Source organism: Marinomonas sp. 63XJN7_7_ISO-PGPR-S23-202 (assembly GCF_056173505.1).
In genome coordinates this window covers 2,941,659-2,955,059 of the sequence record NZ_CM149677.1, presented here as the reverse complement: position 1 = coordinate 2,955,059, position 13,401 = coordinate 2,941,659, and the positions used below count along the sequence as shown (strand labels likewise).

12 protein-coding genes are annotated in these 13,401 nt (G+C 45.4%); 10 read left to right on the top strand and 2 right to left on the bottom strand.

The features are described 5' to 3' along the window. Window positions 1-17: 17 nt before the first annotated feature. A complete protein-coding gene (locus tag AC0VYG_RS13715) occupies window positions 18-1,502 on the bottom strand; it encodes an HDOD domain-containing protein (protein ID WP_475428550.1) in 1,485 nt (494 codons plus the stop codon). Window positions 1,503-1,597: 95 nt separating this feature from the next. On the opposite strand from AC0VYG_RS13715, the gene motA reads away from it, so the two are divergent. Together motA and AC0VYG_RS13705 are read left to right on the top strand one after the other, a co-directional pair. Continuing rightward, the gene (gene motA, locus AC0VYG_RS13710; protein WP_475428549.1) at window positions 1,598-2,452 is read left to right on the top strand and encodes a flagellar motor stator protein MotA; all 855 of its coding nucleotides are present in this window, start codon (window positions 1,598-1,600) and stop codon (window positions 2,450-2,452) included. A 32-nt stretch (window positions 2,453-2,484) separates the two neighbouring features. Next, a complete protein-coding gene (locus AC0VYG_RS13705) occupies window positions 2,485-3,396 on the top strand; it encodes a flagellar motor protein MotB (RefSeq protein WP_475428548.1) in 912 nt (303 codons plus the stop codon). Window positions 3,397-3,480: 84 nt separating this feature from the next. Here AC0VYG_RS13705 and rsgA read toward each other — a convergent pair whose 3' ends face one another. Next, window positions 3,481-4,518 carry a small ribosomal subunit biogenesis GTPase RsgA gene (gene rsgA / locus AC0VYG_RS13700; RefSeq protein ID WP_475428547.1) on the bottom strand — a complete coding sequence of 346 codons (1,038 nt, stop codon included), beginning with the start codon at window positions 4,516-4,518 and terminating at the stop codon, window positions 3,481-3,483. 74 nt (window positions 4,519-4,592) lie between these two features. On the opposite strand from rsgA, the gene orn reads away from it, so the two are divergent. From orn to hflX, 8 genes are all read left to right on the top strand, one after another. Next, window positions 4,593-5,144, top strand: coding sequence for an oligoribonuclease (gene orn, locus AC0VYG_RS13695; protein ID WP_475428546.1), 552 nt, complete (start codon window positions 4,593-4,595; stop codon window positions 5,142-5,144). Window positions 5,145-5,219: 75 nt separating this feature from the next. Next, a complete protein-coding gene (locus AC0VYG_RS13690) occupies window positions 5,220-6,734 on the top strand; it encodes an NAD(P)H-hydrate dehydratase (RefSeq protein WP_475428545.1) in 1,515 nt (504 codons plus the stop codon). 74 nt (window positions 6,735-6,808) lie between these two features. Continuing rightward, window positions 6,809-7,261 (top strand): tRNA (adenosine(37)-N6)-threonylcarbamoyltransferase complex ATPase subunit type 1 TsaE, encoded by a 453-nt coding sequence (tsaE, locus tag AC0VYG_RS13685; RefSeq protein WP_475428544.1) that lies wholly within the window; start codon window positions 6,809-6,811, stop codon window positions 7,259-7,261. A 177-nt stretch (window positions 7,262-7,438) separates the two neighbouring features. Next, window positions 7,439-8,767 (top strand): N-acetylmuramoyl-L-alanine amidase, encoded by a 1,329-nt coding sequence (locus tag AC0VYG_RS13680; protein WP_475428543.1) that lies wholly within the window; start codon window positions 7,439-7,441, stop codon window positions 8,765-8,767. A 52-nt stretch (window positions 8,768-8,819) separates the two neighbouring features. Then, a complete protein-coding gene (gene mutL / locus AC0VYG_RS13675; RefSeq protein WP_475428542.1) occupies window positions 8,820-10,772 on the top strand; it encodes a DNA mismatch repair endonuclease MutL in 1,953 nt (650 codons plus the stop codon). A 1-nt stretch (window position 10,773) separates the two neighbouring features. After that, complete coding sequence (gene miaA / locus AC0VYG_RS13670; protein WP_475428541.1) at window positions 10,774-11,706, top strand: tRNA (adenosine(37)-N6)-dimethylallyltransferase MiaA; 933 nt, start codon at window positions 10,774-10,776, stop codon at window positions 11,704-11,706. A gap of 87 nt (window positions 11,707-11,793) precedes the next feature. Then, window positions 11,794-12,039, top strand: a complete 246-nt coding sequence (gene hfq / locus AC0VYG_RS13665) for an RNA chaperone Hfq (RefSeq protein WP_199474685.1) — start codon at window positions 11,794-11,796, stop codon at window positions 12,037-12,039. Between the two features lie 34 nt (window positions 12,040-12,073). Continuing rightward, window positions 12,074-13,369, top strand: coding sequence for a ribosome rescue GTPase HflX (gene hflX, locus AC0VYG_RS13660; protein ID WP_475428540.1), 1,296 nt, complete (start codon window positions 12,074-12,076; stop codon window positions 13,367-13,369). The last annotated feature ends 32 nt before the right edge of the window (window positions 13,370-13,401 follow it).

Below are 13,401 nucleotides of genomic sequence, written 5' to 3'. Positions count from 1 at the left end.
TGTCCTAGTATTGGTGTTTATTTTGCAGGGTAGCTAATCAATTGTACTACCTGCTTTAAGTGGTTGTAGTCGTTTTCTGTGAAAGGAGAGATGGACGCCAGCCATAGAATGTGAATTTCATCTTCTGCGACAGTGGTAGAGGCAAGCATTAAATGATCATTCCGGCTTAAGAGTTTGTTGGCATTAATGGGGAATTCGCTAACAAGGCGCGCCAATTTATCACCACTAAGCTGAACAGCGGATCGTTTTTTCGACAACTTGCTAAATATGCTGGAAGGGCTGTTCCACGTTACGGCTTTTATTTTATCTATCTCATAGCCTTGTTGAAAGAGTGGGCTTATTTTTCCTTTGCTGTATTTTAATATGATGGTACGTTGATCACTTTTAATGATTTCGTTTAATGCTTTTAGGGCCGCTATGGCCTTGTGCTTGGCTTGTGTGTCATTACTCTTGCAAAGTATCTGAAGTGAGTTTAATGCTGATGGTTTCTTTTTGATTGCTTTTAGCTGAACACCGAATGTTTCATCTTTAGTGTACAGGGTAGGTGACAATAATTGGCATGCTAAGGGGATTTTGCCTCTGTTGGGATAAAGCGAGGCGGCTTCTACACTGGCGCTGTGAGTAAGTTGAATGGTGCGTCCTAGGTGGCAATGAATAACCGTCGAGATGACTCGATAGTAAAAAGGCAGTGTTTTTGCTTGCCAGCCATAAGTGGCGGCCTCATGGGCAACTTTGCTGGCGCAATAGGAAAAAATCAGTGGATTGTTGGCCAGAAGTGTTAAGCGCTTGTCTTCCGTATACTTGGGAAGCTCCTCTGGGTTGTGGGTAAGCTGAGCAAGCTCTTGAAGTTCTTTGGTCGTAGGAATAAATTTGGTAATAAACGAGTGGATGATGTTAATTGGGGTTCCCCAATATTTGCTGATATGCACTGTAATTTCATCCATTCGACATCCTAAAATATCGCTTTCGGCTTGGTTGGCTTTCTCGCCTTCAAGAATTTTTTTCTGCAGCATACGCATGGTCGGGTAGCAGTAGAACCACATTAGCCAGCGTGGGGAGTCGCGAAAAAAAGTTGTCCAAAAAATGTCTTCTTCGTGACTCGCACGTTTTTCAATTGCCCAGTGTTTTGCTATGGTTGCAGCCTCGTAGCTGGATTGAACCTCCCTTGCCATGGCGGCATGAGCAGGGTCTTTTGCTAAAGGCTCGTAAGGCACCAAGTTTTTTAGCACGGCGGTGATGCCATTCATACCAATCATTGCGGCGGCATGGTGAGGTGTTTTTATGTCACTTCGTTTGTTGGATACCGATTTGTTGGCTTCATTTAAAAGAGCAAAAGCAATAAATGGTTCAGATGCTATATTTGTTTGTAGGCGATCAAGAGCTTCATCCGGTGTCTTGGTTTGGTTTTTTAGGCGCGCTAAATTACCCTTCTTGACAGGGAATTTTTGTTTTTTGAGAAAATCTAGCCACTCGTTGAGGCCAAAAGGGGGCTTTTTATCCATAGCTGTTTATTTTAAAGACTCTTAAATGCTTTATATTATTAATCATACTGTATATTTAGAAATGAGCATACTTTGACTGTACTAAGGAAAAAAATATGTTTGCGCTAGCGGGCATTCTAATTGTCATTATCAGTGTTGTGACAGGTTACCTTGCTTCCCATGGTAATCTTTTAGTGTTATGGCAACCCTATGAGGTGCTTATTATTTGTGGCGCTGCGCTAGGCTCTTTTATGATGGCGAATCCGTTTTCGCTGCAAAAGAAAGTGCTCTTTATGTTGCCCCAAGTGATAAAAGGCAGTCGTCATAATAAAGTTTTTTATTTGCAGCTGCTAGGTTTGGTCTACTCGCTGTTACAAAAAAGTCGTCAGAATGGTTTTTTGTCCATAGAGGAGGATATTGAATCTCCCTTTACGAGTGAGTTGTTTAATCGGTTTCCTGATGTAATGCTGGATCATGAAGTGGTGAATTTCTTGACCGACAATTATCGGGTATATACGTTAACTGGTTTGCCCGCTTATGAGCTTGAGGCCATTATTGACTCGGAGATTGAGCAGATTGCTGAGGAGTTGTTGGCGCCAAGTCATGCGTTAAATCGTGTGGCAGAGGCCTTGCCAGGGTTTGGTATTGTGGCGGCAGTATTGGGTATTGTGATAACAATGGGCGCCATCGGTGGGCCGATGGAAACCATCGGTAATCATGTGGCGGCAGCGCTGGTTGGGACCTTTTTAGGGATTTTCTGTGCTTATGGTTTTATTGGGCCTGCCTCCGCACATCTAGAGAGTTTGGGGGCCCATGAACTTAAAGCTTACTTATGTATTAAATCGTGTTTAATTTCTGTTGTGTCGGGTTATGCGCCTCCTGTTGCGGTGGAAACGGGGCGTAAGCTATTGCCGCCTGATATGCGCCCAAACTTCATTGAGCTTTCTGACGAGTTGAAGCAGTATAGATGATAGACGTGTGGATAGACTGATGAGGAGCGTATATGGAGCGTGAAGGTCTTGTCATTCGTCGTGTCAAGAAAGTAAAAAAAGGGGGGCGTCACGGCGGGGCCTGGAAGATTGCCTTGGCGGATTTTGCTTTGGCCATGATGGCGTTTTTCTTGGTGCTTTGGGTAATTAATGTGTCTTCTCCGCAACAATTGGCAGCGATCCAGGGGTATTTTAATGATCCAATGGGGCCTTCAACAGCAGGATACAGTGCAAGCCCTATTGATCTTGGTGGGAGTCCAGCGAAGAGTAATCAGAAAAAGCTTGATCTTCAGTTGCCACAACCAGGCAGTACTGCCAACCCTACTAAAGAGTTAAAGCGAGATGTTGGCGGTGGTGTGAAGAGTGAAGATCAAAGTGAGGAACAGAAAGAGGAGCTTGCTAAGAAACTGGAGAGCATGGATATTATCCAAGCGAATAAGGACAATATTAAGATTGATATTACCCCAATGGGGGTGCGTATAACCTTATTAGATGACCCTAGAGATCCTATGTTTGAACGGGGTAGCGCTCGCATGATGCCGGATATGGTAAATACGCTGCTGTCTATGTCGCGTTTTTTTAATACGGTGAGTAATCCTATTTCGATCACGGGGCATACGGATGCAACACGTTATAACGATAAGAGTAAGCTGGACAATTGGGATTTATCTTCCATGCGAGCCAATGCGGCGCGCAGGATATTGGAAGAAGGTGGTGTGAAAGACAGTCGTATTGCTCAGGTCATTGGTCTATCGGATACGGTGCCTTACAATCGTTTTAACCCAGACAGTCCGCAAAATCGGCGCATCAGTATAACCTTGTTAACAGATAAGGCTTATAAGGCTTTATTAGAGCGAAATCGTCTTAATTATGGCCCTTCTGCTAAGCAATCCGAATACGATTTAAAACCACAAAATGTTTTTTAAGCAAATTCGCTAAATTTAGGGAAATGTAAAAAAACCATTAAGGCGCGCTCTTAATGGTTTTTTTGCTTTTAAGGGCAAGGGTATCTAAAAAGTGGCGTTGTTATCTCGAATGGATTGTTTGATGCGGATATAACTTTCGAAGCGCTGCGAGGAGATTTTACCTGCTTCTAATGCCTCCAAAATTGCACAGCCGGGCTCTTTTTCGTGTGCGCAATCGCGAAAGCGGCAGTAGCCAATGTGCGGTCGAAACTCGATAAAGCCATTCAATAGCTCTTCTTCTGATATATGCCACAGTCCGAACTCTCGAATACCTGGTGAGTCGATCAAATCTCCGCCTTTAGGCATATGAAATAAACGAGCTGTGGTGGTGGTATGTGTGCCTTTTTTGCGTTTCTGAGACAGTTCGCCCACGCTGATATCGATATCAGGCAATAAAGTGCCAATGAGTGAAGATTTGCCTACGCCAGACTGTCCAACAAAAACGCTGGTCTTATCACTTAGAAAATCATAGAGAGATTCCATACCGGCTTGATGGGCAATGGATGTGCGAATGATGGGATAGCCGAGCGATTCATAGGTGCTCATCAGTGCATCTAGTTCTGCTTTGTTGGACTCATTAATCAGATCGCTTTTATTGAGCAAAATGACAGGAGGAATGCCGACTGTTTCTGCTGCCACTAAGTAGCGGTCAATCAAGTTGGCATGTGCGACGGGTTCTACGGCAATAACGATAACGATATGGTCGATATTGGCGGCAACGGGTTTGAGTCGTCCGTGCATATCTGGGCGCGATAGGGATGTTGTGCGTGGGGTGGTCGCGACCACAACACCGCCTTCATTTTGTTTTGGTCGCCATACGACTCTATCACCAGTGACGAGTTGTCCTAAATTTGCGCGCATATTGCAACGTGTTGCGACGCCTAGAAAAGGCGCTTGAGTGCCCTCAACTTCGACTTGGGTGCCAAAGTGGGACAAAATTACCCCCTCCGTTTCTGGGCCAAGGTCGGAGGACTGTAGTGTTTCTTGGGCTCGCTCATCGCGTTTTTTAGTACGTTCAACACGCTCTTTTTGGATGCGTTCGATACGCCAAGTTTGCTGTTTTGTAAGTTTTCTCTTCGACATTCTATTCAGCTGGTCATAAAGTAAGGCGCATAGAGTATAATGCTTAGCATTGATAATAAAGGATTTGACAGCAGATGAGCTTTAGTAATGAAAATTTAGTGTGGATTGATCTGGAAATGACTGGATTGGATCCTGAAAAAGAGACAATTATTGAGATTGCTACCGTCGTAACCGATAAGCATTTAAATATCTTGGCGAAGGGGCCTAACTTGGCAATTCATCAAGAAAAGGCAGTGATGGATGCAATGGATGAGTGGTGCACCAAACATCATGGAGACTCGGGATTAACGGCGCGAGTCTTGTCATCCGACATCAGTATGCAGCAGGCCGAAGCGGAAACAATTGCGTTTTTAGAACAATATTTGCCAGCTGGCGCGTCGCCAATTTGTGGTAATAGTGTAGGGCAGGATCGTCGCTTTTTGTATCGCTATATGCCTAAGTTAGAAGCCTTTTTTCATTATCGATATATTGATGTGAGTACCATTAAAGAATTGGCGAAGCGTTGGAAGCCTGAGGCATTAGAAGGCTTTAGCAAGCAGGGATCTCATTTGGCATTAGATGATATTTTAGAGTCGATTGGCGAGTTGGCTCATTACCGAAAAACAGTATTTGGTTTGGGCGAATAGGAAGCATATCCCGTTGATCGTTTAGAGTGGGCTTTTGAGTGATGATTTTCCATCGAATGTTAAAAGGAGAAAGGTATGGGTGAGAGTGTTGGAGGCTATCCTGTTCGTGCTTTATTCGATGTGAAGACCATACGAACGATTGAGCAGCAGCTATTTGAGGTATTTGACAGTTTTGAGGTGATGGCACAGGCCGCGAATGCTTTGTATAAGCGAATTTTTCAGCGCTGGCCGCAAGTGCAGCGTTTTATCGTTGTGGTCGGTGGTGGTAATAATGGTGGTGATGGTCTGTTGTTTGCCGGCTTATTGCAAGAAGCAGGATACAGCGTTTGTGTATTCGATTGTGCCTTAAAAGCCAGACAAGGCGATGCCCAAAAAGCGTATGAGTTGGCTTTAAGTAAAGGGGTTGTGTGCCAGCGCTTTGCTGATGGCGTGGTTCAGTATGCTGATAACGAGTTTGATAATATCGTTGTCGTTGATGCGTTGTTAGGGATTGGGGCGAGGTTGCCGCTGAGTGAAGAGGTGGTTAAATCGGTTCAATGGATGAACGGTGCACGTGCATGCGGCGCTCATCTGGTTGCGGTTGATATAGCAACAGGTGTTGAGTCTGATACGGGGTACGCTGAACAGGATGCGGTGATGGCGGACCTTACGGTTTCTATGCTTCAACTTAAGTTGGGAAATGTACTGGGTAAAGGAGGGATTGCCTCTGGAGAATTAGTGCTTGAATCCCTTGGTTCATCGTCTATGCTTCCTGAGCCAACCGCTTACTGGCTTGAGGCTGAGCGTTTAGATCATCGATCGCCTTGTCCTCGACAAAAAGACAGCCACAAAGGAATGTTTGGTCATGTGGTGGTTATTGGTGGGGATTATGGTTTTGGCGGCGCGGCCATTATGGCCAGTGAAGCAGCCGCTAAAGCGGGGGCTGGAACGGTTGGACTGTTAACGCGAGGTGAGCATTTATCGGCTTCGCTTTCAAGAAACCCGAATGTCATGGTGCTGGCCTCAGAGACGGAATCTTGTGAGCAGTGTCTGTTGCGTAATCATTCCACTTTGGTCATTGGTCCTGGATTAGGTCGAGCGTCATGGGGTAAGGCGTTGTTCGAGAATTGGTTGGCTCTCGCTGTGACAAATGAGTGTCCGGTTGTTCTTGATGCCGATGGTTTGTTTTGGTTAGCTCAAGCGGGAGAAGTTGTGTTGCCGAATGGTTCTGTCCTAACGCCCCATCTTGGTGAGGCAGGGCGTTTATTGGGGTGCCCCGTTGATGATATTCTGAAAGATCCCGTTGTAGCCTGTTTGGCGCTGGCGAAACGATACGATTGCACCGTCGTGCTGAAAGGAACGACGACCATTGTGTCAGATGAGTTTGGTTCTGTCTATGTGACGGGTAGGCCTGAGCCTATGTTGGCAAAAGGCGGCTCTGGAGATGTATTGAGTGGTATGTTAGGTACTTGTTTAGCTTATTATTCAAGCTCGCTAACCGCTTCTGTTTTAGCTGTTGCTTGGCATAATCACGCAGCTGGATTATCGGCAAGGGCGCTAGGCGAACATAGAGCACAACCTTGTGATTTGTTGGATTATGTTGACGGATAAGATGTTGCGTCTAGTTGGTTAGCAAATCCTAGGCTTCTGATGTAATAAAAGGTACTGGAGAAGGTGACGGTATAATGCAAGTTGAGCGAGAGGTTTTTGGTGAAGAGGCAATGGTGTCTCTTGGTCAGAGTTTGGCTGATCATTTCAAAAAGGGGGCTGTTGTATACTTGGAAGGGGATCTAGGGATGGGCAAAACGACTTTGGTGAGAGGGTTGTTGCAAGGTCTTGGGTATGTTGGTCCTGTGAAAAGTCCCACCTATACCCTTGTCGAGCCCTATGAATTGCCAGGGCTGGAAGTCTTCCACTTTGATTTATATCGATTGGGCGATCCTGAAGAGTTAGAGTATATGGGGATTCGCGACTATTTTGCTGCCAATAACTTGAGTTTGATCGAGTGGGCTGAATTGGGGGCTGGTGTGCTGCCTAAGGCTGATGTAATTGTGCGCTTGAGCTTGATAAAGCAAGGCCGTTCTGTGGAAATTAAAGCCAATTCTCCTCATGGGGAAGCTTTGCTGGTAGGGTTGTAGGAATGTGGCTTTTGATAGGGATGGGAAAATGTTTTCTTATTTCGATCAAGTATTTTAGGAAGTAGTGGGGAGAGTAAGTTATTTATACATTATTTGGCGAAGTCTTTGTTCTTGGTAAGATTGAGATCCCGCTGACCACCAGTTATAGTATAACAATATACTGGCTAGCTGTCTGATATGCATAATAAATTTCGTAATCTTCTGTTTGTTGTTAGTTGTTTTGTTTTATTGTTTGTTTCGATGCAGGCTTCAGCCGGCGAAATTCGAGACATTCGTGTGGCGCAGCAAAAAGGCGTCACTCGTATTGTATTTGAATTATCCAAGCCAGCTGAACATCGTTTATTCCCTCTTTCTAACCCAGATCGTGTTGTGCTCGATATGAGTAACGTGACTCTGAGTCAGGGGGTGGTGAATAGTTTGTCAGCGTTGTCTTCCGATGTTTTGATGCGTGTTCGTTATGCTCGTCGTCACGATGGTGTGCGCTTTGTACTTGACCTCTCTAAAAAAGTGAGGGCAAAAAGTACTGTGCTCCCTGCTTCTGGGCAGTATGGCCCGAGGATTTTAGTGGAGCTTGAGTCTGGTTCAAGTAAAACCACTCCTTCTGTAAAAAATTTAGCCAAGCTGTCTGGCGGTAAACGCGATATTGTGATCGCTATCGACCCTGGTCATGGTGGTAAAGACCCTGGTGCATTGGGAAAGTACCGCGTCAGAGAAAAAGATGTGGTGCTATCGATCGGTAAGGAGTTGGCGCGTCGAATTAATCGAGTAGAGGGGTATAAGGCGGTATTAACACGGTCTACCGATAAGTTTATTAAGCTACGGGAGCGTTCACGTATTGCGCGTGAGGCGAATGCTGATTTATTGATTTCCATTCATGCAGACTCGTTTACTAATGCCAGGGCCCGTGGAGCGTCCGTTTGGGCGTTGTCATTAAGTGGCAAGAGTTCTGAGATGGGGCGTTGGTTGGCTCAACAAGAAAATGCAGCGGATTTAGTTGGCGGTATTTCTTTGGATGATAAAGATCAAGTCTTGGCGGAGGTGTTGCTTGATATGTCCATGAACTCGACGATTCAGATGAGTCTGAATGTTGGAGAGAGTGTGCTGGATAATTTAGATAATGTGGCTAAGTTGCATAAAAGCTCGGTTCAGCAGGCAGGTTTTGTTGTGTTAAAATCACCGGATATTCCGTCTATCTTGGTGGAGACTGGGTTTGTATCTAACAGTACCGAAGCTAAAAATCTTGCGAGCAAGACTTATCGCTACCAATTAGCAAAGGCTATTGCTTCCGGTGTTATTTCTTATTTTACGCGGAATGCGCCTAAAGGGACACTGGTCGCATGGCAGCAAACCCATCACAATGGTGAGACCTATACGGTCACTAAAGGCGATACGTTATCGGATATTGCGCGCCGTAATCGGGTATCGGTGAAGTCTCTTCGGGAGGCGAATACGTTGAAAAATGATGTGATTTGGGTCGGGCAAAAGTTGCTTATTCCCGCAAGTTGATTTCTAGAAAGCCCATCTGTTTACGGGGCTTCTTTCTGACTAAAGGCAATTCATGCAAAGAATTAATCTTTTATCCCCTCGCTTAGCAAACCAAATTGCTGCGGGTGAAGTGGTTGAGCGTCCTGCTTCTGTTGTTAAAGAGTTGCTTGAGAACAGTTTGGATGCAGGGGCAACGCAGCTGGATATAGAGGTGGAACAAGGCGGTGTGCGTCGTATAAAAATTCGTGATAATGGGACTGGGATTGTTAAAGAGGATTTATCATTAGCGTTAAGTCGTCATGCAACCAGTAAAATTGTCACCTTAGATGACCTTGAGGCAGTTCGAACCTTGGGGTTTCGTGGCGAGGCTCTGGCCAGTATTAGTTCTGTCTCGCGGATGCATTTAACGTCTTTGGCGCAAGATGAAGCGGAGGCGTGGCGAGTCGAGGCAGAAGGCAAGGAGATGAACACGGCGATTAGGCCGGCTTCTCATCCACAAGGTACTACCATTGATGTTCGAGATTTGTTTTTTAATACCCCAGCTCGCCGTAAATTCTTGCGCACAGAAAAAACAGAGTTTAGTCATCTTGAAGAGGTGGTTAAGCGTTTGGCATTAAGCCGTTATGATGTGGGATTTCGTTTAAGTCACAATAGTAAGCAAGTATATGATTTGCGCCCGGTGACGGATCAGCTTCATGCGGAACACCGTTTGGCAAATCTCTTGGGTAAGAAGTTCATTGAAAACTCCTTGACCATTGATGTCGAGGCCGCAGGGCTTCGTTTATGGGGCTGGATTGGTTTGCCAACGTTTTCCCGTTCTCAGGCAGATTTGCAGTACTTTTTTGTCAATGGGCGAGTGGTAAAGGATAAATTGGTCGGCCATGCCGTACGACAAGCCTATCGTGATGTCTTGTATAATGGGCGTCATCCGACTTTTGTTTTGTACCTTGAGCTTGATCCAGCCACGGTGGATGTAAACGTGCACCCTACTAAGCATGAAGTGCGTTTCCGAGATGGGCGGTTAGTGCATGACTTCTTGTTTAGTCGTATTCATAAAGCCATTGCCGATGTGCGCCCTGAAGCAGAAGGAGAGCGCTCTAATGCAAGTGCTTGGCTGCCTTCTGATACAGAGCCTCAAGAGTCTGTTATGGTTGAGCAAGAGGCGTTGCCTTTGATGAGTCAACGGTCACCTGCTGGCTCGGATTGGATGAAGTCCTCGCAGGCGGTTGATTCTGCGCAAATTACCAGCCAACTCAATGGTATGCGTCAATTATCGGATTACGCGCAACATTATACTGAGAATCAGTATGAAGAAGTCGATCCAGAAACGGGTGAGGTGCGTATAGTAAAAACCAGTGCTCCGGTTGAGAGTGATGCGACTTTTGGGGCGGATGTTAATTCGAGCCCATCATTTGAGGTGAGAGAAGGGGAATATCAGGCGATTCCTCCCTTGGGTTTTGCTGTTGCTCAACTGCACGGTGTTTATATTTTATCGGAAAGTGAGAGTGGCATGATATTGGTTGATATGCATGCTGCCCACGAGCGCATAGTTTACGAGCGCATGAAACAATCTTTCTATGATAAAACAATCGCATCCCAACCTTTATTGGTGCCGATTAATGTGTCAGTGTCCCAGAGCGAGGCAGATCTGGTTGAGGAAAATGGCGATGTGTTTTTGGCGTTTGGTTTTAAAGTCGAGCGTACGGGACTGGAAAGTGTGATGGTTCGAGAGGTGCCGATTATTTTGATTAAAGCCGATGTGGAAAACCTTGTGCGAGATGTGGTGAGTGATCTTGCGACCAATGGTGTGTCGGATTTGATTGAGGCACGAGCCAATGAATTAATGGCGACGATGTCTTGTCATGGTGCTGTTCGCGCAAACCGAAAGTTAACCATTGCAGAAATGAATAGTCTTTTAAGGGATATGGAAATTACCGAGAGAAGCGGACAATGTAATCATGGGCGACCAACTTGGACACAGATGACAATGTCAGACTTGGATAAGCTCTTTTTGAGGGGACGTTAATATGCTCAAACCTAGTGTGGTGTGTTTAATGGGGCCAACCGCTTCCGGTAAGACGGGATTAGCTGTTGAGTTGGCTCAGAATCATGGGTACGAGATTATTAGCGTCGATTCTGCGCTTGTTTATAAAGGTATGGATATCGGTACAGCGAAACCAGATGCTGCCACGTTGAAAAAAGCACCGCACCGCTTGATAGATATTATTGATCCCTTGGAATCTTATTCTGCAGCGGACTTTGTTGAAGATGCAGTAGAGCATGCAAAAGACATTATCGCCAAAGGTAGAACACCTCTTATGGTAGGTGGGACGATGATGTATTTTAACGCATTGCAAAAAGGATTAGCCCCTTTGCCGCAAGCAAATGAGGCAGTGCGTAAAGACATTGAGCAAGAAGCAAGTGTTAAGGGTTGGGCGGCCTTGCATGAGGAATTGTCTCGTGTTGACCCTGAATCTGCTCAACGTATCCATCCAAATGACCCTCAGCGTTTGCAGCGAGCTTTAGAGGTTTTTCGAGTGTCAGGTATTTCCATGACACAGTGGTGGTCAGAGCAAGAGCCAGTATCTTTGCCATTTGAGATGGTGAATTTGGCTGTGATGCCTAAAGAGCGCAGTGTCTTGCATCAACGTATTGAACAGCGTTTTTATGAAATGATGGACCAAGGATTCCTGTCTGAGGTGGAGGGGTTGTATCAGCGTGGCGACTTGTCTATTGAATTGCCATCCATTCGTTGTGTGGGCTATCGTCAGTTATGGAGCTATTTAAATGGTGACGATTTGCTCGAAGATGCTATCTTTAAAGGGGTGGTTGCCACTCGCCAGTTGGCGAAGCGTCAGCTGACTTGGTTGCGAGGTTGGGAGGATTTGATGATTTTTGATAGTTTGTCAAAAGAACTTGTGCCAGAGGCCTTGAAATACTTAGAAAGCAGGATTATATAGGGGAAATACAAAAAGATTTGGTGTATTATCTAGCGTATTGTTTTAACAAGATTAATTTTTATTTTTACCCTAATTAAGGAGATTCCAATGTCAAAAGGGCAATCGTTACAAGACCCTTACTTAAACGTCCTTCGCAAAGAACGGATTCCTGTTTCTATCTTTCTTGTGAATGGCATCAAGCTACAAGGCCAAATCGAGTCATTTGATCAGTTTGTGATTCTTTTGAAAAATACAGTCAGTCAAATGGTGTATAAGCACGCTATTTCAACTGTTGTACCTTCTCGAACCATACGCATCCCGACGACTGATCAGTCGGAAGATGCCGTTGAATAGTTTGCCGTTATAGGGCAAGCTGAGGAATATTAATTTGTTTTTTGAACGCCCCGATAGTGGTGAAATTGCGGTACTGGTTCATATTGATTTTCATGATCAAAATGAGTCTTATGGGCCTGAAGAGTTTGTTGAGCTGGCGATTTCCGCTGGTGCGGATCCTGTTGCGGTGGTAACAGGGTCACGTCAGCGACCAGATTCAAAATATTTTGTCGGCTCCGGCAAACTGGATGAAATAAAAAATATTGTTGATCAAGAAGGCGCTCAAGTCGTTCTTTTTGATCATGCTTTATCTCCCTCCCAAGAACGAAACCTTGAAGCGGTCCTAATGTGTCGTGTGCTTGACCGCACAGGACTCATTTTGGATATCTTTGCTCAGCGTGCACGTACCCATGAGGGTAAGTTGCAAGTTGAATTAGCTCAGCTCCAACATATGTCAACACGGTTGATTCGCGGTTGGACTCACTTAGAGCGCCAAAAGGGCGGAATCGGTATGCGTGGGCCAGGTGAAACCCAGCTCGAGACTGACCGACGTTTGCTTCGTGAGCGCATTAAGTCCATTCAGAAGCGATTAGCTAAAGTGGATTCTCAGCGGGATCAAAGTCGTCGCTCAAGGGCGCGGTCATCTGTGCCGACGGTTTCTTTGGTAGGGTATACGAATGCGGGCAAGTCGACTTTATTTAACCGTGCGACAGGAGCGGATGTGTATGCAGCCGATCAGTTGTTTGCTACCTTGGATCCAACGTTAAGGCGTTTGGATTTAGAACAAATCGGTACGATTGTTCTTGCTGATACGGTAGGGTTTATCCGTCAGCTGCCTCACCGCTTAGTAAAAGCGTTTCAGGCGACGCTGAAAGAGTCTTCTGAAGCGGATTTGCTTCTTCATGTGGTTGATGCTGCTGACCATTCTCGAGAAGAGAATATGGTAGAAGTGGATAGCGTGTTAGAAGAAATTGGTGCTAATGAAGTTCCTACGTTAAAAGTATTTAATAAAATAGACGCTTTGCCAACGGCTGAGCCACGCATTGATCGCGATGAGAATGGAATGCCTATTAGAGTTTGGCTTTCGGCGCGTGATGATGTTGGTATTGATTTGTTGCAACAGGCTATTGCGGAAATCTTAGCGGTAGATGTCTTGGATGAGACGCTTATTTTGCCAAGTGAGTTAGGTCGATTAAGGGCTATGCTATTTGAGCAAGGGGCAGTTCGCTCGGAATGCTATGATGATTTTGGGCGATCGGTGTTGGAGGTGCGGTTGCCTAAAAAGGATTACTTACAGATTTTATCGCGCGCAGGTATGTCTGAGGATCAGATTGAAGTCGAAGCGGCATAAGACACGACAGAATTATCATTAGAAAAGTGGAG